Origin of the sequence: Haliea sp. E17, from assembly GCF_048323675.1 — a bacterium.
Classification (GTDB): domain Bacteria; phylum Pseudomonadota; class Gammaproteobacteria; order Pseudomonadales; family Halieaceae; genus Mangrovimicrobium.
In genome coordinates this window covers 338,365-358,850 of record NZ_JBLWFK010000001.1, presented here as the reverse complement: position 1 = coordinate 358,850, position 20,486 = coordinate 338,365, and the positions used below count along the sequence as shown (strand labels likewise).

The window sequence follows — 20,486 nt, the reverse complement described above, 5'->3', positions numbered from 1 at the left end:
TTCAGCCCCCTCCCCGGCTCAGTCGACCAGTCCGTAGTCCCGGCGCAGGATATCGATGATTTCCGCCTTCGGGTTGTCGGAAATGCTCACCGGTTTGCCGATGATCTTCTCGGCGATGCCGGTATAGGTCCTGGAGACCTCCATCAGGACCTCGGTGGGCAGCGCGTTGTCGCGGGCCAGGGACTGGCGCTCGGGCATGCGGTCCTTGTTGAGCAGGATGTCGGGGTCGGGGAAGTGGTTGAGCAGCAGCTGGCGGAAGCCCTCCTTGGAGTTCTCCACGACCTTGCCCTCGCGGTAGGCGGCACCGTCCCAGATGCGCGAGGAATCCGGCGTGCCGACTTCGTCCATGTAGATCAGCTTTTCCTGGCCGGACTTGTCGGTGACATAGCCGAACTCGAACTTGGTATCGACGAAGATCTGGTCCAGTGCCGCCAGGCGGTCACTGATCAGGTCAAAACCCTCGCGCAGCAGTTTCTCGTACAGGTCCACGTCTTCCGGGCTGCGGAAATTGAAGGCGGCGTAGTTGGCGTCGATATCGGCGCGGGTGATGTTCACGTCGTCCTGGGCCGGCACGCCGGGAATCCCCTCGAGGATGCCCTTGGTGGATGGGGTGATCAGCAGTTCCGGCAGTTTCTGGTCCTTCTGCAGCCCATCCGGGATCTGGATACCGCAGAACTCGCGCTCGCCCTTGCCGTAAGAGCGCCACATGGAACCGGTGATGTACTGGCGGGCGATCGCCTCGATCATGACCGGCTTCGCTTTCTGCACGATCCACACCAGCGGGTGGGGAATCTCCAGGATATGGCTGTCGGCCAGGCCCTGCTGGCGGAAGCACTCGAACCAGTGGTTGGAGATGGCGTTTAGCGCGGCGCCCTTGCCGGGCACCCCGGCCATGCCGCCCTCGCCGTGCCAGATGCAGTCGAAAGCGGAAATACGGTCGGAAATCACCATGATCGCCAGCGGCGCGTCGGCGGCGACATCGTAGCCGCGCTCGGCGATCAACCGCGCGCTGTCGGCGGCGGTCAGCCAGTAGACGGAACGCACCTTGCCGCTGTGCACGGGGGCATCGGTACGGATGGGCAGGTCGTTGTTAACAGCCAGAACGGAATCAGCGAGACTCATGGGCAGCCTTCCAGTCGGTAATCCAGTAAGTTGTCGGAACAGCGGGCGCGGGCCCGCGGAAAAGCCGGCAATTCTACCAGAGACTGTGGTGACGGGCACCCGTCATGAGGTACAGGAATTACCTCGATCTGATGCAGGGATAGAGTCCCGCGTGCGAGACGGATGCGGCCCGCTGGAACACGCCAAAAAACGCACATCCCTGTGCAGGCTCGGGCGGCGACATCCATGTCGCCGCACGGTTCCAGCGGGCCGCATCCGCCTCACACGCTACCTTCAGCCCCTGAAACTGACTGGGCAGAAACCCTGGCAATCTGGCCTGGGATCTATTCCCCTCCCCGCTCCGCCGTCTTGCCGTGTTCCCGCAGGTGGAACGCGATATCGACGCCGAGTTTAAGCAGCACCAGTATCACCAGCATGAACATCGGCTGGCCCAGTGCAAGCACGGCAAAGCCGCCGAACAGCACGGCAAGGTGGAGAACGATGACCCGGCCGTAGGGTGCGTTCATGATCTGGGATTTGCTGAGCCGGTCGCGCTCGTCCGCCAGCAGGAAGTTGGCCACGAAGGACACACCGTGGCTGATGAACAGGGCGGCAAAGGACCACAGCCACTCGGGCGGGGCCAGGGAGATCACGTGGCCGATCACGTTGAACAGGATTTGTGGAAAGACCAGCCACAGCGGCCAGGGGTCATCGGGAAACGCGCTGAACTTCTCGTCCAACAGCATGGTGACGATGAACAGGCCGTGGACGCCGCAGAATCCGCCGTAATGGATCAGGAAAAACAGTCCGCTGAACCAGCCGCCGATGGGCGATTTGACCACCAGCTTGACCAGGGTGTAGAAGCCGATGACCAGGTTTTCCGACCAGTAGAGGATCATCAGCGCGGCGACGTCCCAGTCGAACAGCAATACACCGGCCAGGGGGATCAGGTTGACCAGCACCAGCGCCACCAGGCTGGCCAGGCGCCGGGCCCCGGCATAGCGCACCGGCCACTCCTCACCCAGATTCATGTATGTGTTGTCCACTTGCAGTTACTTCCCCCAACGCCGACAATGCAACCCGGCTTTCTACCCCGACCCGCGTGGCGAAGCCCGCTGGTCACTCCCCTGTACTGTGACGCGCTTGATCGCTAGAAAATAACATGAACCAACCTTCGACCCCCTACCAGATTCTCGGCGAAGACGGCATTCGCCAGCTGACTTCGGCTTTCTACGACCTGATGGACGAGCTGCCGGAGGTCGCCGAACTGCGCGCCCTCCACGCCCGGGACCTGGCGCCGATGAAGACCAAACTGGCCGAGTACCTGATCGGCTGGATGGGCGGCCCGCCCCTGTATGCGCAGAAATACGGCGGCGTGTGCATGACCGAACCCCACGCGCCCTACGCCATCGGGCCCGCCCTGCGCGACCAGTGGCTGTTCTGCATGGAGCGGGCCCTGGAACGCACCGGGGCAAGCGAGGAACTGCGCGAAATGCTCAAAGTACCGCTGTTCCGGATCGCCGATGCCATCCGCAACCGCGACAAGGACCCCGGCGATAACCCCGACCTGATAGCCTCAGTATAAGACCCGGTGTCCATGAAATACCTGATTTGCGCGGCCGCAGTCGCCGCCCTGCCCGGCGCTGCCGCCAGCCATGCCGCGGAAACCGGCACCCAGGAACAGGTCCTGGTCAGCGCCAGCCGCCTGCCCGAAGCCGCCCTCACCCTGCCGCTGGCCTGGACCAGCATCGACAACGACGCCCTGGCCATGACCGGCGCGGTCCATGCCAGTGAAATCATGCAGCGCGTACCCGGCGCCTGGATCAGCCGCGGCAATGGCCAGGAGAGCCTGCCCGCCCTGCGCTCGCCGGTACTCACCGGGGCCGGGGGTTGCGGTTCGTTCCTGATGGCCAGCGACGGTATCAGCCTGCGGGCGCCCGGCTTCTGCAACGTCAACCAGCTGTTTGACGCCAATCTGGAACAGGCGGGTGGCATCGAGGTGATTCGCGGCCCGGCAACGGCACTCTACGGCTCCAACGCCATGCACGGGGTGATCAACGTGCTCAGCGAGGCGCCCTCGGAGACGCGCGAACAGCGCCTGTCCGTCGAGGCGGGGCCCAATGACTACTACCGGGGCAAGTACCACTACGGCAATACCTTCGGCCGCAATGGCATCAGCGTCAGCGCCAACGGCAGCAGCGACGGCGGCTACCAGGCCGATTCCGGCTACGACCAGCAAAAGGCCACCCTGCGCCACGACTACGACGGCGATGTCTGGTCCTTCAGCAGCGCCATCGATTACAGCAACCTGAATCAGGAGACCGCCGGGTATATCCAGGGCTACAAGGCCTACCAGGACAGCGACCTGCGCAAGACCAACCCCAATCCGGAGGCCTACCGCGACGCCTGGTCGGTACTCGCCTACAGCCGCGCCAGCCGCGACTTCGGCGACAGCCACCAGCTGGTAGTCACGCCCTACGTACGCGACAACGGCATGGAATTCCTGATGCACTTCGTACCCTGGCAACCGGTCGAGAAAAACGGCCAGCGCAGCCTCGGCCTGCAGGCCGCACTGCACTCGGACCTCGGCGACATCAACTGGATCAACGGCGTCGACCTCGACTATACCGACGGCTGGCTGAAGGAGATCCAGGCAGACGCCTTCAGCCCCAACCAGCCCGCGGGAACGCACTACGATTACGCGGTACTGGCATCCACCGCGGCCCTGTTCAGCCAGCTGCGCTGGCAGCGCGACGCGCTGGAACTGACCGGCGGCCTGCGCCTGGAGTACAGCAACTACGACTATGACAACCGCACCGGCGATGGCCCGGCCTGCGGCCCGGAGGCCAGCGCCTGCCGCTTCTACCGGCCCGCGGACCGCGAGGACGATTTCACCAACCTGTCGGCCAATGTCGGGGCCAGCTACGCCCTCGCGCCACAGCACATCAGTTACCTGCGCCTGGCGCGCGGCTTCCGCGCGCCGCAAGCCAGCGAGTTGTACCGCCTGCAGTCCGGACAGGCCGTCGCCGACCTCGATTCCGAGGAACTGGACAATATCGAGCTGGGCCTGCGCGGCAATTTCGGCGGTAATTTCGGCTACGACCTGGCGCTGTACTACATGGAAAAGGACAACGTCATTTTCCAGGACGCCAACCGCTACAACGTCAGCGGCGCCAGCACCGAGCACCGCGGTATCGAGATTGGTCTCAACTACGCCATTGGCGACTGGTTCATGGACGCCAGCGCCAACTTCGCCCGCCACCGCTACAGCAGCCACACGGTTCTGCTGGATTCCAGCGCCGATATCAAGGGCAACGATATCGACACCGCCCCCCACGCCTTCGGCAGCGCGCGTATCGGACGCAACTTCGGCGAGGACATCAGCGGGGAACTGGAATGGGTGTATATGGACAACTACTACGTGAACCCGGACAACAGCGCCGAGTACGACGGTCACTCACTGTTTAACCTGCACCTGTCCGCGAGTGTCGCCAGCCACTGGCAGCTGGGGCTGCGGGTCACCAACCTGCTGGACGAGGACTACGCCGAGCGCGCCGATTTCGGCTTTGGCGAATACCGCTATTTCGTCGGCCAGCCCCGGGGGGCTTTCGTCGAACTCAGCTGGGTTGAATGATCCACGGCGGCGACTGCTGTCGCCGCCAGGCACCTAGAACGGGAACACCAGCGGCACCAGCACGAGCACTGCCGCGGAATACACCACCGACACCGGCAGTCCGGCGCGGAAGTAATCCCCCATGGAATAACCCCCAAGGTTCTGCACCATCAGGTTGGTGGTGTAGCCGAAGGGCGTCAGGAAGCTGGCGCTGGCGCCGTAGGCCACCACCATGACGAAGGGCATGTGGGACACGCCGAAACTGTCGGCCAGGCCGAATGCGATCGGGAAGGCCAGGGCCGCCGCGGCGTTGTTGGTCATCAGTTCGGTCAGCAACAGCGTGCCCAGGTAGATGCCGGCCAGCGCCGCGTAGGGGCCGAGCACCGAGAGGTGCGAGTGCAGGAAGGTCGACAGCACACTGACCACCCCGGTGTTGGTCAGCGCCTGGGACAGCGTCAGCGCCGAGGCGATGATCAACCACAACTCGAAGGGGAAGCGCCGCCGCAGCTCCGCGCCGCGCACCACCCCCATCACCAGCATGCACAGCAGCAGGAATACCATGCCCTTGATCAACGATACGGTCTCGGTGGTGGCCAGCACGACCACCACGGCCAGTACGCCGGTAATGAAATAGTTCTGCAGCGGGCTGGTGCGGATGCGGCCGACCGAGTCGTCGATCACCGCGAAGTTCTTGTCGAGGTTCTTGCGCTCGTTGAAGTCCGCGCCGACCGCCAGCACCAGGTTGTCGCCGGCCTGGATAGTGATGTTGCCGAGCTTGCCGGACAGCCGCTTGCCGCCGCGGCGAATGCCGACCACCGCGGCATCGAACTGGGAGCGGAAGGCGCTTTCCTTGATGGTCTTGCCCTCGATGGAGGCGTTGGGCATGACGATGACCTCGGTCATGTTCTCCTGCAACAGGCCCTCTTCCACCGCGAACAGTTGCAGCCCTGCGAACGCGTCCAGCACCGAGACCTGCTTGATGTCGCCGGAGAAAATCAGCTTGTCGCCCGCCTCGATGAATTCCTGCGGGGTCACCGGTGAGATCAGTTGCTCGCCGCGCACGATCTCCACCAGGAACAGGTCCTCGAGGTCGCGCAGGCCGTTTTCCAGGATGCTCCTGCCCACCAGCCCGGAATCCGCGCCGACCTCGGCCTCGATCAGGTATTCGTTGAGCTCGATATCGCCATCCTCGGACACCGGCAGCAGGCGCGAACCGAACCACATCGCCAGCATGCCCAGCACGGTACCGGTGATACCGACCACGAAAAAATCGAAAAACGCGAGGCCCTTGCCGGTGGCGTCCTGCAGGAAACTGCTGACGATCAGGTTGGTGGAAGTGCCAATCAGGGTCATCGTGCCGCCGAGAATCGCGGCATAGGACAGCGGGATCAGGAGCTTGGACCCGGGGTGGTAGCGGTTGCTGCGCACGGTGTGGGCGAGCGTCGCCACCACCGCGGTATTGTTGACGAAGGCGGAGAAAAACGCGGTCACGCCGCCGAGGCGGATCAGGCTGAGCGCATAACTGGGCGATATCAGCTTGTCCGACAAACGGCTCAGCCAGGAGAGCTTTTCCAGCCCCACCGACACCAGCAACAGGATGATCAGTGTCATCAGGCCGCTGTTGGATGCCTTGGTGAGCACATCTTCGGTATCGACCAGGCCGAGAAAATAGGCCGCCAGCATGGTACAGGTAAAAATGCCCACCGCCGGCCAGTCGGTAAAAATCAGGCTGCCGAGCAGGATCACGAAAAGCCCCGTAATCAGCAACTGGTCGATCATCGATGTAGTCCCGCCTCCCTGTGTCGTTATGGCAACCGCCTGCGGCCGGCCGCAACGGCGGTTTTATAGTAATCCCTGTGTCCCGCCGCTGGAGTCATTCCCGCGGCGGGATTCGCTCAGCCACTATATGCGGCTGAGAATGCGGCGACAAAGTTTTCCATTTCGGAAGCGGGCAAATCGTTGATGCCCGCTGCCGCCGCGCGGCCGCCGCCGGTCGGGAACTGCATGCACAGTTCCGCGGCGCCCTGCTTGTTGTTCAGCGGCGCACGCACACTGACCAGGTAGTTGCCGTTGTCCTTGATCGTCAGCACCGCATGGGCGCGACCCGGGTTGCCGGTAGCGAGGTCATTGCTGTACACGCCGCTGACCCGGCGCGCCCAGGCCTCGTCGGGCAGGATGAACACCGCGACGCGCTCGGTCGCGTGCTCCGGCTGCAGCGATTCCGCCTGGCCCATGTCGGAATCGTAGCCTTCGCTCAGCTTGCGGTAGTCCGGCGATGCGGCGACAAATTCCAGCGGACCGGCGGCGCTGTAGAGCGTGCGGTAGAGGTCCGCGGGATCGAAGTGCAGGTCCTCGATGGCCGGGCCGTAACCGTTGTAATTGATGCAGGTACCCAGGCGCTCCAGCAGGGCGAGGTCGGCGGCGGAGATGGACAGGCCCTCGGCCAGCTTGTGTGCGGTATTCTTCAGGTTGTCGCCAAAGGCGCCGGTGACTGCCCAGTCGAGGTGAGCGCCGCGCAGGTGGCCATTGACCAGCGCCGCGGTGCACACGTCGGGCGCCTCGTTGATGATGCTGGTCAGGTTGGCGTGCTCGGGAATCTCGCCGGGAAAATGGTGGTCGACATAGAACACGGACGCGCCCGCGCCGAGCGCGCCATCCAGCGCGGTGCGGTTCTTGTCCATGGAGACGTCGAGTACCGTGATCCGGTCGCCCGCCGCGGGCTCGATCTTGTCGAGCAGGTTGATGTCGCGCTTGACGCCGGTTACCAGCGTTGCATCGCGCGGTTCCGCCTTGCGCAACTGCAGCAATGCACAGATGCCATCCGCGTCGCCGTTGAAAATATCGTAATCCATAGTTCGCCCCATTTGCGATTCAGAGTACACACGCCCCTGCGCGGCTCCGTCGTATCGGCTTGCCCGGAGATCTTCTGCCTTCCGGTTCGCCCGACGATTTGCCATGCGCCTCGCGTGCCCAGTTGCGGATCGGTTCAAGCGGCCCGCGGGCAGGACAGCCCGCGGGCCGGCTTACTCAGCTATCCAGCGCCTGGTAGTAATCGCTGAGGATCTTCGCCACTTCCGGGCGGGAGAATTCGGGCGGCGGCGCAATGCCCTGGCCCAGCATCTCGCGCACCTTGGTGCCGGAGAGCAGCACGAAGTCGTCCTTCTCGTGGTCCGGGGCGTCGCGCATCATCACCACCTTGCCCAGCTTCTTGCTGTAGGCGGTGTGGTCGGCGCGATAGATCTCGATGTCCAGGGCGCCTTCCGGCACTTCCTCGTCGAAAATCGTCTGCGCGTCGAAGCCGCCGTAGTAGTCACCGACACCGGCGTGGTCGCGGCCAACGATCAGGTAGGAACAGCCGCAGTTCTGGCGGAACAACGCGTGCAGTACCGCCTCGCGGGGCCCGGCGTAGAGCATGTCGAAGCCGTAACCGGTGATCATCACGGTGTTCGGGGGGAAATACACTTCGACCATTTTGCGGATCGCCGCATCGCGGACTTCCGCGGGGATGTCGCCCGGCTTCAACTGGCCCAGCAGCATGTGGATGAGGATACCGTCGGCGCCGAGGTCTTCCATGGCCATACGGCACAGTTCCTCGTGGGCGCGGTGCATCGGATTGCGGGTCTGGAAGGCGACAACCTTGTTCCAGCCGCGCTCGGCGATCTCGTTGCGAATTTCCACCGCGGTGCGGAAGGTATCCGGGAAGTCGGTCTGGAAGTAGGAGAAGTTCAGCACCTGGATCGGGCCGGAGAGCATGCTGCGGCCGAGGTTGGTGAAGGTGGCCACGCCCGGGTGTTGCGGGTCCAGGGTGCGGAAAATACGCTCCGCCATGAACGCCATCTGGGTGTCGGACACCGGATCGACCTGCTCCACGTCCATGATGGCCAGCACCGGGTAGCCTTCAACGTTGGGGTCGCGCAGGGCGATGCGGCTGCCCGCTTCGACGCCCATCGCCTCGGTCAGGTTGACGATGGGTACCGGGAAGAACAGGCCGTCGGTGGTGTGCATGCTCTCGGCCACCGAGAGCGCATCGGCCAGATTCATGAACCCGGTAAGCGGGTTGAAGTAACCGCCGCCGAGCATCACGGCGTTGGCCGCCGCGGCGGAGTTGAGCAGGATAGAAGGCAGGTTTTCCGCTTCCGCCAGCAGGGCGTGGCGCTTCTCGCTGTCGTAGACGAACAGCGGGTTCAGCGTATCGGAACCATGGGGCTTGATCATGGGATTACTCCAGCTTATTGGTTGATGATGCCGCGGTCGCGCAGCAAGGCGAGAATCTGCTCCACTTCCTCTTCCAGGCTCTGCTGGTCGGAGTGCAGATGCAGTTCAGGCGATTCGGGGGCTTCGTAGGGGTCGTCGATACCGGTGAAGTTCTTGATCTCGCCGGCGCGGGCTTTCTTGTACAGGCCCTTGGGATCGCGGGCTTCCGCCGCTTCCAGGGAGCAATCGACGAAAACCTCGATAAAATCCATGCCCGCCGCGTCGTGCAGTTCGCGCACGCCGTCGCGGTCGGCGCGGTAGGGGCTGACGAAGCTGGACAGGGCGATCTGCCCGCTGTCCACGAACAGCTTGGCGATCTCGCCGATGCGGCGGATGTTCTCGGCGCGGTCCTCGGCGGAAAAGCCCAGGTTCTTGTTGATGCCCAGACGCACGTTGTCGCCGTCGAGGCGGTAGCAGGACACGCCCATCTCGTGCAGGCGGCCTTCCAGTTCCACCGCCACGGTGCTCTTGCCGCTGCCGGAAAGGCCGGTGAACCACAGGGTCGCGCCCTTATGGCCGAGCAGTTTTTCACGGTGTTCGCGGGTGATATCGCCCTCGTGCCAGTGCACGTTGGTTGCTTTTTGTTCTGCCATGTTCACTTGTCCTCGTCAGTCGGGAGCGGCCGCACCTGCTTCACCGGCGCGGTTGGGAGTTATAAGAGTGGTCGCAGGTTAAGACCATAGGCGCTTCATGTAAAACAGGATATTATGATTGTGTCCATCGGAAATACCGATAGCAGGAATTACCGCCGTGAAATACACCCTGAGACAGTTGCAAATCTTCCTTGAAGTGGCCCGCCAGGGCAGCATCTCGCGCGCTGCGCAGATCCTGCACATGTCCCAGTCCGCCGCCAGCGAGGCGCTGCAGAATTTCGAGCACGCCTACGATATCGCCCTGTTCGACCGCGTCGGCAACAAGCTGGCGCTCAACGCCGTGGGCCACAGCGTACGCAAGGAGGCCCAGACCCTGCTCGACCACTGCGTCAATTTCGAGCAGGTGCTGAAGTCCCACAAAGCACTGGGCCATATCAAGGTAGGCGCCAGCTTCACCATTGGCAACCACCTCGCCACCCGCTGCCTGGCCGGTTACCTCGCCAGCTACCCGAAGGCGGACGTCGGCCTGGAGATCGCCAACACTCCCGAGATCGTCGCCAAGGTGCTCAACTACGAGGTGGATATCGGCATGATCGAGGGCGAGGTGCTACACCGGGAACTGGAGCTGATCCCCTGGCGGGACGACGAACTGGTGGTGTTCTGCGCCGCCAACCACCCGCTGGCGAGCAAGCGGGTGCTCAGCACCCGGGACATCAAGGAGGCTGCGTGGATCCTGCGCGAACCGGATTCCGGCGCCCGCCAGACCTTCGACAAGGCCATGGCCGGCCTGCTGCCGGAACTCAACGTCTACATGGAATTCAAGCACAACGAGGCGATCAAGAATGCGGTGGAATCCGGTCTCGGCATCGGCTGCCTGTCGCAGATCGTACTGCAGCGCAACTTCGCCAACGGCGACCTGGTGCCGCTGCAACTGCCGCGCCGGGACATGCGCCGCACCTTCTACTTCGCCCTGCCCGCCCAGCGCTATCCGCTGGATTCGGTGCAGTGCTGGATGGACACCTGCCGCACTATCGAGGCCTAGGCCCGCTCTCGCCCCACCATTAGCGCCGGTCGAACTTGGTCGACAGGACGATCGCCGAATCCGTGTCGCGTACGCCGCCCACTGCGCCGATCCGGTCCAGCGCCGCATCCAGTTCCGGTGGCGACTGCACGCGGACCAGCGCCACGAAATCGATCTTGCCGCTGACCGTGAACAGCGCCTCGACCTCCGGCATCCTGTGCAGCGCCGCAGCCACCTGCGCCGACTGCTTCGGGTCCACCACCAGGCTGACGTAGGCCTGGAAGGTCCGGGAGCTGAAGGTCTCGCCCAGTTTCACCTGGTAGCCGGCAATCACGCCGCTCTCCTCGAGGCGGGCCAGGTGCTTCTGCACGGTGGTGCGCGAGAGGTTCAGTTCGCGCGCCAGGGAACTCACGGATTTGCGGGCATCCTGTTGCAAGGCGCGGAGAATCCGGCGATCGGTCTGATTCAATTCCGTTGGCATAGGCCCTCCGACCTCGAAATGTGCCCGGCAACCATACGGCTCACCGGAAGCGAGCGGGTTTCGGCTGTTACGCCTGCTGGAACCGTGTGGCGACAGGACGTCGCCACCCGAGCCTGCACAGGGATGTGCGCCTTTTGGCGTGTTCCAGCAGGCGTAACAGCCGAAGCCTGCGGATTCGTGTCCCAAGTCATGTAGTCAGTTCGCCTAGACACATATTCAATTTGACCAATAATGATGCAAATTGCCCAAACTCTGCAACTGTTCGCTTGGCACTCCCACTAACCACAATAAGGGGAACAAAAAGTCAGTAACACTCACGGGGAGACCGCCCATGACCGGCAGCATCGCCAGCGCTTTCCAGCAGGTTCCCGCCATCGGCCGCTACCGCGACTGTGCCGAAGTCACCCGCCAGGTCAAACCCCTCGAGCCGCTCTACCTGTTCTGCCGGGAAACCCTCGCCCAGCGCGCGCAGGCCTTCCTGCAGGGATTTCCCGGCGCGGTGAGCTATGCCGTCAAGGCCAACTCCGAAGCGCGCATACTCGCGACCCTGCAGGGCAGCGGCGTCCGCCACTTCGATGTCGCCTCGCTGGCGGAAGTGGCCACTGTGGCGAGCTGCTGTCCCGGCGCAATGCTGCACTTCAACAACCCGGTCAAACCGGAAGAAGCCATTCGCGAAGCCTACCTGCGCTTCGGCGTGCGCTCCTTTGCCCTCGACGAGCTGGCGGAACTGGAGAAGCTGTGGCAGTGCACTGCGGGGGACCGGGACGTCGTCTACAGCGTACGCTTCAAGCTGGATCATGCGGGGGCCGCCTATGACTTTGGCAGCAAGTTCGGCACCGACGCAGCGGGCGCGGTCGCCCTGCTGCGCGAAATCCGGCGCCGTGGCGCCAGGCCGGCACTGGCCTTCCACCCGGGGTCGCAATGCACCGACCCACAGATGTATGCGCGCTACATCGCCGCCGCGGCGCACATCAGCCGCGCAGCGGATGTCGAGCTGGCCCTGCTGAATGTCGGCGGCGGTTTCGCCGAAGCTTATTGCAACAGCAGCGCACCGCTGCTCGGAGACTACTTCGCGGCCATTGCCGACAGTTTCCAGCGGGAGGCTATGCAGGGGGTTCCGCTGATCTGCGAACCCGGGCGCGCCATGGTGGCGGGTTGCGTCAGCCTGCTCACCCGGGTGGCGCACCGCCGCGGTGACGGCCAGACCCTGTTTCTCAACGACGGTGTATACGGCGGCCTGCAGGAGCAGTCCATCGTCGATATCGAGTTCCCGGTTCGGGTCTGGCGCGAGGGTCAGCGGGTGGACGGTCCCTTCGCCCCTTTCCACTGCTTCGGGCCGACCTGTGACCCGGTTGACCGGCTGGTCAAACCCCTGCGGCTGCCCGTGGATATACGCTGCGGAGACTACATCGAATTCGGCCTGCTCGGCGCCTACGGTTCCGCCACTGCCACCCGGTTCAACGGCTTTCATTCGACCAGCTATGTTGATGTCGAGGCGGGCTGGCAGTACTGACGCCCCCGGGAAACAGCCCCCCGCGCCGCAACCGCGCGCTGTCGCGGGGCTCCCGGTGATTTTATTGTGCGCGCATACCATCCAGTCCATACTTGGCGTCCTCTGGAAACTGGAGAAAATAAATGCTGCGCGCCACCTGTTTAGCCCTCGTCCTGCTGTTGCTCGGCGCCTGCGGTGCCCGTGTTGAGGACGCCGAACAGATTCTCACCGCCAACCTCGCCATTCCCAAGGATGTGGAGTTTCGCAGGATGAAAACCTATCCAGGGGAGTCGGTGTGCGGTGAATACAGCGCCTACACGTCGTACGTCACACCCAAGGAAGACTTCAAGCCCTTCATCACCGTGCGCGGCACGCTCTACCGGCAACCCCTGCCGGAGCAACTCACGATCTTCTGCAGCAAGGATCCGGCCGAGGCGCTGTTGCAACAGTTCGGCATCGGCCCCTATACCAGTGACAATACTTCCCTGGCAAAAATCTCCGCCGATTATGCCGCGCTTACCAGCGCCCTCGAGCGCTACTACAAGGACAACTCCTACTACCCCACCAAAGCCCAGGGTCTGCAGGCACTGGTCGAACGCATCCCGGACCGCCACAAACCCCTGCTCCATTTTCCCGATGGCGGCTACATCGACAGCATCCCCAAAGACCCCTGGGATCGCGACTACCGCTATGACGAGGTGCAGTGGGGCCGGGTGAAGGGCAACTATGAACTGCTCACACTGGGCGCGGACGACACGCCAGGCGGCAGTGGCGAGAACGCGGATGTGAGCAGCAGGATTTTCCCCTACCTCGACCATATTGCCCACGTTCTCGGACAGCGTTGACAGCCGGCACTCCCTGCCTGGCGCAGTCGCGAGCTTTTCGGGCTAGTATTAGCCGGACCTCGGGCAAAAGGCGGCTGCGGGAATTCACGGTGCTGGCAAAACTCTCTTCCTGGATTGCGATACTGGCGGTAGCCCTGTGCAGCACCGCCCTGCGCGCCGATGACCGCCAGAAAATCGACATAATCACGCTCTACAACGGCGACCGGATCACCGGTGAGATAAAAGCGCTGGATGGCGGCCAGCTGCAGCTTTCCACTGACGCCCTGGATACAGTTGAAATCGAGTGGCCGGAAATTGCCGGGGTACAGAGCGGCTACCACTACGAGGTCCGCCTGAGTGACGGCAACCGCCTCTACGGCTCGTTCAAGGACAAGGCAAAGCCCGGCCAGCTGGTCCTGGTCGACATCTACGGCCGCCACGAAGTGGAGCTGCTGCAGGTGGTGGAAATCCGCCCCATCGAGGAACGGGTAATTGACCGGATCGATATCTACCTGTCGACAACCTTCTCCTACACCAAGGCGAGCTCGGTGGGACAGGCCTCGCTGAATACGAACATCGGCTACGAAAACGAGAAATCGACCAACAACTTTACCGCGCGCACGGATATCACCCGGACCAACGACGACGACACCTCGAGCACCGACGTCAACTTTACCCGGAACACCTGGACCCGGGACCGCAGCAGCGTGTTTCGCGCCATCTTCGCCAGCTACGAGAGCAACGACGAGCTGGACCTGACCCGGCGACTCAGCGCCGGTGCGGGGCTCGGCCGCTATTTTGTCGACACCCACCGCAACACCCTCAGTGGCACCGCGGGGCTGCAGGTCATCAGCGAGGATAACAAGGGGGATAACGTCGACCAGCAACTGGAGCTGTTTTTCAACACCCACTACGCGGCCTGGAAGTTCACCACACCGGAGATGGATATCGTGCTCGACTTCGACCTGTACCCGAGCGTGACGGAATTCGGCCGGGTGCGCACCAGCAGCAACCTGCGCCTGCGCTGGGAACTGGTCAAGGACCTCTACTGGGACGTCACCGCCTGGGCGAATACCGATAACGACTCCGGTACCGGCAGTTCCTCCGACTACGCCATCACCACCGGCCTGGGCTGGAACAACTGACGGCCCGCGGGCGCCGGAATCAAGCGTCTTCCCGGTAGATGTGGACGTCGCGCTGGGGGAAGGGAATCGATACGCCCTCGCGGTCGAAGCGCATTTTCACCTCGCGGGTGATGTCCCAGTACACATCCCAGTAATGCTCGGTTTTCACCCAGGGACGGACGATGAAATTGACCGAGGAATCGCCCAGCTGGTGCACTTTCACCTTCCATTCCGGCTGCCGCAGCACACTGTCGTGATCCTCGAGGATGGAGACCAGTATTTTCTCCGCCTTCTCGATATCGTCGCCGTAGCTGATCCCGAAAACCATATCCACCCGCCGCAATTTCTGCGAGGTGACGTTCTTGATGACATCGCCCCAGATCTTGCTGTTGGGAACTACCAGTATCTGGTTGTCGATGGTGGCAATGGTCGTGGACACCAGGCTCATCTTCTTCACCAGGCCGGCGACACCCGCCACCTCGACGTAGTCGTCCACATCGAAGGGACGGTAGATCAGGATCATGCCACCCGCGGCAAAATTGCCCAGCGTATCCTGCAGGGCGAAACCGACGATGAAACCGGCGACGCCGAGACCGGCCAGCATCGGGCCCAGGGAAATACCCATCTGCGCCAGCGCGATCAACAGCCCCATCAGGGTGACCAGGCCGCCGGTAATCGACACCAGGGTATTCTTGTGCAGGGTGGACATTTTCACCCCGGGTCGCTCGCAGGCGGCGCGTATGCCGCGCCGGGCTACCCGGCCGAGCATGTAGAACGCCACGACAATCACGAAGAACACCAGCAAATTGAAGAGAAAGTTGGGCACCCGGGTGACCAGGGAATCCCTGACCGTATCCCAGGTTTCCTCCAGCAGGGTGGTAATGGCGCCGCTCTCCAGGGTCGCCAGTGACAGCCCCTGGCCCTGCTGCACCAGTACCGCGCGAAACTCCTGGGTTTGCACGCCCAGCTGTTCGAGCAGGCCGATCATGGTTGTGAGGTGCTGGAGGTCCGTCTTCTGCTGCCGCGAAAGCGTGGCGATAGCGGTCTTCAGGTCGGCATTGTCCTTTTCCAGGGACTGGCGGGCGCGCAGGTCGCGCAAGGCTATCCCGGTGTACTCCATGCGCCCGACCATTGCCTCGGTCTGCATCTGCAGCATGGGCTGGAATCGTTCGACCATTGAATCGGAGGCCAGGGACAGCCCGCGACAGGCCTTGATGATTTCGACCAGCGCGCTGTAATAGCGATAGCGCAGGCCCTGCAGGGCGTGCACCCGCGCCTCGCCCTCGATACGCTCGGCGCCGGAAAGCCCGTCCAGCCGGGCGAAGGCCTGGTCGATAGTGTCCTCCAGGGTACCGATGCGCGACAGCACCCGCTCCCCGGCAATATTCAGGTAACCCTCGAGGAACTGGCGCCCCGCGTCCCGCTGTGGGTCATTTTCCGGCAGGGACAGCACCGCCTGGCCCATGCGGCCGAGTTCCTGCAGGGCGCGAAAAGCGCGATCGTCGCGCCGGTTGACCAGGGAATCCCGGTAGCGTTCCGGCGCCTGCTCGATCTGTTTGTCCAGCGTGCCCAGGGCGTCGATCCGCACTTGCAGGCTGGCGGCCATTTCCTGGACGGTGGGTGGCACCTCCACCGGCGCATCCTCCGCCGCCACGGGCTGCGCCACCAGCAGGCTGAATGCCAGGCAAACCGCGCCCGCCAGCGCCGGGAGCAAGCGCATTGCCGGTGCCGCGATCAACTGTCGCGCCGCGTCCGTACCGCGGCGGCCAGTTCCCGCAACAGCGGAGCCGTGTCGTCCCAGCGGATACACGGGTCGGTGATGCTCTGCCCGTAGGTCAGCGTCTGCCCCGGCACCACGTCCTGGCGCCCCTCCTCCAGGTTGCTCTCCAGCATCACACCGAAAATGCTGCGATTGCCGCGCGCGACCTGGCTGGCGATATCCCGGGTGACATCGATCTGCCGCGCCGGAATCTTGCGCGAGTTGGAGTGGGACGCATCGATCATGATGCGCGCGGGCAGGCCGGCCTTGGCCAGCATGGCACTGGCATCGTCCACGGAGAACATGTCGTAGTTGGGGTGTTTGCCGCCGCGCAGGATGATGTGGCAGTCCTCGTTGCCGGTGGTCTGGAAAATCGCCGAAAGCCCCTGTTTGGTCACCGAGAGAAAATGGTGCGGCCGGGACGCCGACTTGATGGCGTCGATCGCCACCTGGATATCCCCGTCCGTGGCGTTCTTGAAACCGACCGGGCAGGACAGTCCCGAAGCCAGTTCGCGGTGGGTCTGGCTCTCCGTGGTGCGCGCGCCGATGGCGCCCCAGGAGACCAGGTCCGCCAGGTACTGGGGGCTGATCAGGTCGAGGTACTCGGTGCCCGTGGGCAGGCCCAGGTCGGCGAGGTCGGCGAGCAACTGGCGCGCCAGGTGCAGGCCCTTGTTGATCTGGAACGTATTGTTGAGGTCCGGGTCGTTGATCAGGCCTTTCCAGCCTACCGTGGTACGCGGCTTTTCAAAGTAGACCCGCATCACCACCAGCAGGTCGTCGGCCAGTTCCTCCGCGACCTGCTTGAGGCGCGCGGCGTAGTCCAGCGCGGCCTCCGGGTCGTGGATAGAGCAGGGACCTACCACTACCAGCAGGCGATCGTCATCGCCGGCGAGCAGTTCGTGGATTCCGGCGCGGGCCCCGGCTACCGTTTGCGCAGCTTTCTCGTCGACACCGATGTCGGCGATCAGTTGTTCGGGAGACATCAGTTCCCGGGTTTTCTGGATCCGAAGATCGTCTGTATTGGTCGTCATAGTCTTTATTCCAATGGCCCCGCAACGCGACGGAGCGCTACAGCTGTATGCGTGAAAAGCCCTCTACTATACCACCTGCCGGTGAACATACCGTGGCACTCAAGGGGGTATTATTCCCCCGCCCAATGCTGGTCGAGCAGCTGGCCGACGGTATTGGGGACTACCAGGTGCGCCGCGTACCAGGTATGCAGGCAGCGGATTCGACTGAAGTCGGCAATACCGCCGATTCCCTTGCTCGCCAGCACGTCACCGAAACCCAGTTCCCGCAGGCGCTCCCGGGTCGCGTCATCCATATGACTTTCGCGCAACGCAATGTGCCGGCGGTGATCCTCCGCCATGGCGCCGCGCAGCGCCAGATCGGCGTCGATGCGCGCCTGCAGTTCGGCGATCAGTCCGCCGGCCTCCACCACGTCGATGCGGTAGCTGAGCTCCGCGTCCACCAGCCAGAACAGGGTCGGGAAGGGTTTGTCGTCTACCAGCGAGGCAACACGAATGACCATCGGCCGGCCATCCGCGTGGGCGACCGGGACTTCCTCCAGCCCACGGGGCTCCCGGCCCAGTAATTCCCGGACCTGTGCGATTTGCGCTTCGGTCACTGTTGTGTGCATCGCTGCCTCCCTTTAGGCGCGGGATTCTACGCTATTCCTTGACGGTCGGCACGACCAATAACCCTGTGCGTCTAGCGACCGGTATCGGAGTGTTTCCGCCGAGCGCGAAAGGGAATCCGCCTGGTGGAACACGCCAAAAAGCGCACGTCCATGTGCAGGCTCGGGTGGCGACATCCATGTCGCCACACGGTTCCACCAGGCGGATTCCCTTTCACACTCTACCCACAGCGCGAGTTCGGCACTGGGCAGCACTAGCCATTCAAACCGTATAGAAATTGACAAGCACCGGGGCTCGGCCCACAATCGCGCCCCGTACCAGGTGCCACCGCGCTGAAAAGCGCGTGGGTTAAATGGGAAGTGTGGTGAGATGCCACCGCTGCCCCCGCAACGGTATGCAGTCCAAGGAGACTGTGAGTCCGACACCTGCCCGGTACGAAGCAGTGCGCTTGCAGGCGAGTGCCCAAGCGAGGTCGTGCGGACCGTAACTGCCCGCAGGAACCGTGTGGCGACAGGGATGTCGCCACCCGAGCCTGCACATGGATGTGCGCTTTTTGGCGTGTTCCTGCGGGCAGTTACGGTTCGCGCGACCGGGAATGAACCACCCTGAATCCCACTGCAAAACGATGACACCGATGGAGCGGAGGGCTTCATTCAAGGTCACTCGATGCCCGCATCGCGTCTCCTGATCCCCTCCCTCAATCGCCTCCACACGGCATTGAGGAATCACATGAAAATCAAACCTGTACTCCCGCTGGTCGCGACCTGCGCACTCGGCACCCACGCACTGGCCGAAAACCCGCGACTGGAAGAAATCGTCGTCACTTCGTCGCGGACCCCGATGACCCTGCGCCAGCTCGGCACCTCGGTTTCCGTGATCACGGAAAATGACATCCGCGCCAACGGCAGCTTCGCCCTGCAGGATATCCTGCGCACCCAGCCCGGCATCGCCGTCACCAATACCGGCGGCGCCGGCAAGGTTTCCACCCTGCGCATTCGCGGCGAGGAAGGTTACCGTACGAAGGTATTCCTGGACGGCATCGATATTTCGGATACCAGTTCGCCGCAGTTTTCCCCACGCATCGAGCAGCTGCAGAGCGCCGGCATCCAGCGGGTGGAAATCCTGCGCGGCCCGCAGGGCATGATGTACGGCGCCGACGCCGGCGGGGTGGTGAATATCACCAGCTGGGCGCCGGAAAAAGGCTTTTCCGGCGACGCCAGTGTCGAGGGCGGCCGCTACGGCACCGGCCAGCTGGCCGCCAACCTCGGCCTCGGCGGCGAGCGCCTGAACGGCAGCCTGTCGCTGGCGGATTACCAGACCGACGGGTTCAACTCCCGCAGTATCGACAGCGAACTGCGCGACGACGATGGCTACGAGAACACCACGGTGCACGGCAAGGTCAATTTCCAGGCTACCGAAGCCCTCGGTTTCAGCCTGGCCGGCAACAGTATCGATGGTGAAAGCGACTACGACGGCTGCTACGCGGCCGACTTCTCCACCACCCACCGCTGCCGCGATGACTACCAGCAGGAATCCTGGCGTGGCAGCGCCAACTGGCAGGGCGCACGCTTCGGCCACGAGCTGGCCTACAGCCGCAGCGAGATGGAGCGGGTGAATTTCTCTGACGGAATCGAGAGTTTCGCCAACCGGGGCGAAATGGAGAAATGGACCTACCTCGGCAACTTTGCCGGCAGCGAACAGCTCAGGCTCGTCTACGGTGTCGACCTGGAAACCGATAACCTGAAGGACGCCGGCGTCAGCGAATCGCGCGACGACCTCGGCTATTTCCTCGAGTACCAGGGCAACTGGCGGCAGAACCTCTATCTCACCGCCGGCGCCCGCTATGACGACAACGACGACTTCGGCAGCTACACCTCCTGGCGGCTGAGCGGTGCCTGGGTGGTGCCGACGAGCAGCGGCGAAGTAAAGTTCCGCGGCACTTACGGTACCGGTTTCCGCGCCCCCAGCCTGTATGAAATCGCCTACAACGAAGGTCCCTGGGCCTATGCTCCCGCCAGCGATACCACACTGGACGCAGAGGAAAGCGAGGGCTACGACCTCGCGGTATCCTGGTTCGGCAACAACGGCCTGTACCTGGAGGCGGTGTACTTCGACCAGGCCGTGGACAACCAAATCCGCTACGACCTCATCAATTACTCCGGTTACCTGCAGGACAAGGGCGAGACGACCTCCAGCGGCGTGGAACTGATCGCGCAGTGGCCGCTGCTGGAGAATCTTTCCCTCAGCGGCAACTACACCTGGAACGATACCGAGACCACCAACGGCGAACAGCGCGCCTACCGCCCGGAACAGCTGGCCAATATCGGCCTGACCTGGCTGTTGCTGGACCAGCGCCTGAGCCTCGCCGTGCACGCCCGCAGCTCGGGCGACGCGGTGGACACCGTGGGCCAGTCGATGGACGATTACACCGTGGTGGACGCGCGCGTCAGCTTCGCCCTGCTCGAAGGGCTGGACCTCTACGGCCGCGTGGAAAACCTCTTCGACGAGGAGTACGAGGAGGTTCCCACCTACTTCGCCAGCGGCACCGCGGCCTATGCCGGCGTCCGCTACAGCTTCTGACACGCAG

At 63.4% G+C, this 20,486-nt stretch carries 17 protein-coding genes and 1 riboswitch; of the genes, 7 read left to right on the top strand and 10 right to left on the bottom strand.

Going from position 1 to position 20,486, the window contains the following annotated elements:
- Positions 1-18: 18 nt before the first annotated feature.
- A complete protein-coding gene (locus ACNKU3_RS01530; protein ID WP_418257642.1) occupies positions 19-1,122 on the bottom strand; it encodes a phosphoribosylaminoimidazolesuccinocarboxamide synthase in 1,104 nt (367 codons plus the stop codon).
- Positions 1,123-1,445: 323 nt separating this feature from the next.
- Entirely contained in the window at positions 1,446-2,132 is a 687-nt protein-coding gene (locus ACNKU3_RS01525) for a DUF6498-containing protein (RefSeq protein WP_418257641.1), read from the bottom strand.
- Positions 2,133-2,263: 131 nt separating this feature from the next.
- Here ACNKU3_RS01525 and ACNKU3_RS01520 point away from each other — a divergent pair, with 131 nt between their 5' ends.
- Entirely contained in the window at positions 2,264-2,686 is a 423-nt protein-coding gene (locus tag ACNKU3_RS01520) for a group II truncated hemoglobin (protein WP_418257640.1), read from the top strand.
- A gap of 12 nt (positions 2,687-2,698) precedes the next feature.
- Positions 2,699-4,735, top strand: coding sequence for a TonB-dependent receptor (locus ACNKU3_RS01515; protein WP_418257639.1), 2,037 nt, complete (start codon positions 2,699-2,701; stop codon positions 4,733-4,735).
- Positions 4,736-4,768: 33 nt separating this feature from the next.
- Here the strand turns inward: ACNKU3_RS01515 and ACNKU3_RS01510 are convergent, their stop codons facing one another.
- From ACNKU3_RS01510 to cysC, 4 genes are all read right to left on the bottom strand, one after another.
- Positions 4,769-6,493, bottom strand: coding sequence for an SLC13 family permease (locus tag ACNKU3_RS01510; protein ID WP_418257638.1), 1,725 nt, complete (start codon positions 6,491-6,493; stop codon positions 4,769-4,771).
- A 116-nt stretch (positions 6,494-6,609) separates the two neighbouring features.
- Entirely contained in the window at positions 6,610-7,566 is a 957-nt protein-coding gene (locus ACNKU3_RS01505) for a DHH family phosphoesterase (RefSeq protein WP_418257637.1), read from the bottom strand.
- Between the two features lie 175 nt (positions 7,567-7,741).
- On the bottom strand, positions 7,742-8,929 hold the full coding sequence (gene sat, locus ACNKU3_RS01500) for a sulfate adenylyltransferase (protein ID WP_418257636.1): 1,188 nt from the start codon (positions 8,927-8,929) through the stop codon (positions 7,742-7,744).
- Between the two features lie 14 nt (positions 8,930-8,943).
- A complete protein-coding gene (gene cysC, locus ACNKU3_RS01495) occupies positions 8,944-9,561 on the bottom strand; it encodes an adenylyl-sulfate kinase (protein WP_418257635.1) in 618 nt (205 codons plus the stop codon).
- Positions 9,562-9,718: 157 nt separating this feature from the next.
- On the opposite strand from cysC, the gene ACNKU3_RS01490 reads away from it, so the two are divergent.
- Entirely contained in the window at positions 9,719-10,603 is an 885-nt protein-coding gene (locus ACNKU3_RS01490; protein ID WP_418257634.1) for a LysR substrate-binding domain-containing protein, read from the top strand.
- A gap of 19 nt (positions 10,604-10,622) precedes the next feature.
- Here ACNKU3_RS01490 and ACNKU3_RS01485 read toward each other — a convergent pair whose 3' ends face one another.
- On the bottom strand, positions 10,623-11,063 hold the full coding sequence (locus tag ACNKU3_RS01485; RefSeq protein WP_418257633.1) for an Lrp/AsnC family transcriptional regulator: 441 nt from the start codon (positions 11,061-11,063) through the stop codon (positions 10,623-10,625).
- 331 nt (positions 11,064-11,394) lie between these two features.
- Between ACNKU3_RS01485 and ACNKU3_RS01480 the strand changes: the two genes are divergently transcribed.
- The 3 genes from ACNKU3_RS01480 (at position 11,395) to ACNKU3_RS01470 (ending at position 14,524) form a co-directional block, all read left to right on the top strand.
- Positions 11,395-12,576, top strand: a complete 1,182-nt coding sequence (locus ACNKU3_RS01480) for a hypothetical protein (protein WP_418257632.1) — start codon at positions 11,395-11,397, stop codon at positions 12,574-12,576.
- Between the two features lie 122 nt (positions 12,577-12,698).
- On the top strand, positions 12,699-13,400 hold the full coding sequence (locus ACNKU3_RS01475; RefSeq protein ID WP_418257631.1) for a type II secretion system protein GspG: 702 nt from the start codon (positions 12,699-12,701) through the stop codon (positions 13,398-13,400).
- 89 nt (positions 13,401-13,489) lie between these two features.
- Positions 13,490-14,524, top strand: coding sequence for a DUF481 domain-containing protein (locus ACNKU3_RS01470; RefSeq protein WP_418257630.1), 1,035 nt, complete (start codon positions 13,490-13,492; stop codon positions 14,522-14,524).
- Between the two features lie 19 nt (positions 14,525-14,543).
- Here the strand turns inward: ACNKU3_RS01470 and ACNKU3_RS01465 are convergent, their stop codons facing one another.
- From ACNKU3_RS01465 to ACNKU3_RS01455, 3 genes are all read right to left on the bottom strand, one after another.
- Positions 14,544-16,223 (bottom strand): mechanosensitive ion channel family protein, encoded by a 1,680-nt coding sequence (locus ACNKU3_RS01465; protein WP_418257629.1) that lies wholly within the window; start codon positions 16,221-16,223, stop codon positions 14,544-14,546.
- A 14-nt stretch (positions 16,224-16,237) separates the two neighbouring features.
- Positions 16,238-17,293 carry a 3-deoxy-7-phosphoheptulonate synthase gene (locus ACNKU3_RS01460; protein WP_418257628.1) on the bottom strand — a complete coding sequence of 352 codons (1,056 nt, stop codon included), beginning with the start codon at positions 17,291-17,293 and terminating at the stop codon, positions 16,238-16,240.
- A 110-nt stretch (positions 17,294-17,403) separates the two neighbouring features.
- A complete protein-coding gene (locus tag ACNKU3_RS01455; RefSeq protein ID WP_418257627.1) occupies positions 17,404-17,901 on the bottom strand; it encodes a DUF501 domain-containing protein in 498 nt (165 codons plus the stop codon).
- Positions 17,902-18,201: 300 nt separating this feature from the next.
- A riboswitch (cobalamin riboswitch) is annotated at positions 18,202-18,347 on the top strand.
- A gap of 281 nt (positions 18,348-18,628) precedes the next feature.
- On the opposite strand from ACNKU3_RS01455, the gene ACNKU3_RS01450 reads away from it, so the two are divergent.
- Complete coding sequence (locus tag ACNKU3_RS01450; protein ID WP_418257626.1) at positions 18,629-20,479, top strand: TonB-dependent receptor plug domain-containing protein; 1,851 nt, start codon at positions 18,629-18,631, stop codon at positions 20,477-20,479.
- Positions 20,480-20,486: the final 7 nt, after the last annotated feature.

Coding starts and splice junctions, on each gene's coding strand:
- ACNKU3_RS01510 (WP_418257638.1), bottom strand. CDS start 6,493: ATGATCGACCAGTTGCTGATTACGGGGCTTTTCGTGATCCTGCTCGGC.
- ACNKU3_RS01515 (WP_418257639.1), top strand. CDS start 2,699: ATGAAATACCTGATTTGCGCGGCCGCAGTCGCCGCCCTGCCCGGCGCT.
- ACNKU3_RS01520 (WP_418257640.1), top strand. CDS start 2,264: ATGAACCAACCTTCGACCCCCTACCAGATTCTCGGCGAAGACGGCATT.
- sat (WP_418257636.1), bottom strand. CDS start 8,929: ATGATCAAGCCCCATGGTTCCGATACGCTGAACCCGCTGTTCGTCTAC.
- ACNKU3_RS01480 (WP_418257632.1), top strand. CDS start 11,395: ATGACCGGCAGCATCGCCAGCGCTTTCCAGCAGGTTCCCGCCATCGGC.
- ACNKU3_RS01450 (WP_418257626.1), top strand. CDS start 18,629: ATGAAAATCAAACCTGTACTCCCGCTGGTCGCGACCTGCGCACTCGGC.
- ACNKU3_RS01455 (WP_418257627.1), bottom strand. CDS start 17,901: ATGCACACAACAGTGACCGAAGCGCAAATCGCACAGGTCCGGGAATTA.
- ACNKU3_RS01530 (WP_418257642.1), bottom strand. CDS start 1,122: ATGAGTCTCGCTGATTCCGTTCTGGCTGTTAACAACGACCTGCCCATC.
- ACNKU3_RS01460 (WP_418257628.1), bottom strand. CDS start 17,293: ATGACGACCAATACAGACGATCTTCGGATCCAGAAAACCCGGGAACTG.
- cysC (WP_418257635.1), bottom strand. CDS start 9,561: ATGGCAGAACAAAAAGCAACCAACGTGCACTGGCACGAGGGCGATATC.
- ACNKU3_RS01505 (WP_418257637.1), bottom strand. CDS start 7,566: ATGGATTACGATATTTTCAACGGCGACGCGGATGGCATCTGTGCATTG.
- ACNKU3_RS01465 (WP_418257629.1), bottom strand. CDS start 16,223: ATGCGCTTGCTCCCGGCGCTGGCGGGCGCGGTTTGCCTGGCATTCAGC.
- ACNKU3_RS01525 (WP_418257641.1), bottom strand. CDS start 2,132: ATGAATCTGGGTGAGGAGTGGCCGGTGCGCTATGCCGGGGCCCGGCGC.
- ACNKU3_RS01485 (WP_418257633.1), bottom strand. CDS start 11,063: ATGCCAACGGAATTGAATCAGACCGATCGCCGGATTCTCCGCGCCTTG.
- ACNKU3_RS01475 (WP_418257631.1), top strand. CDS start 12,699: ATGCTGCGCGCCACCTGTTTAGCCCTCGTCCTGCTGTTGCTCGGCGCC.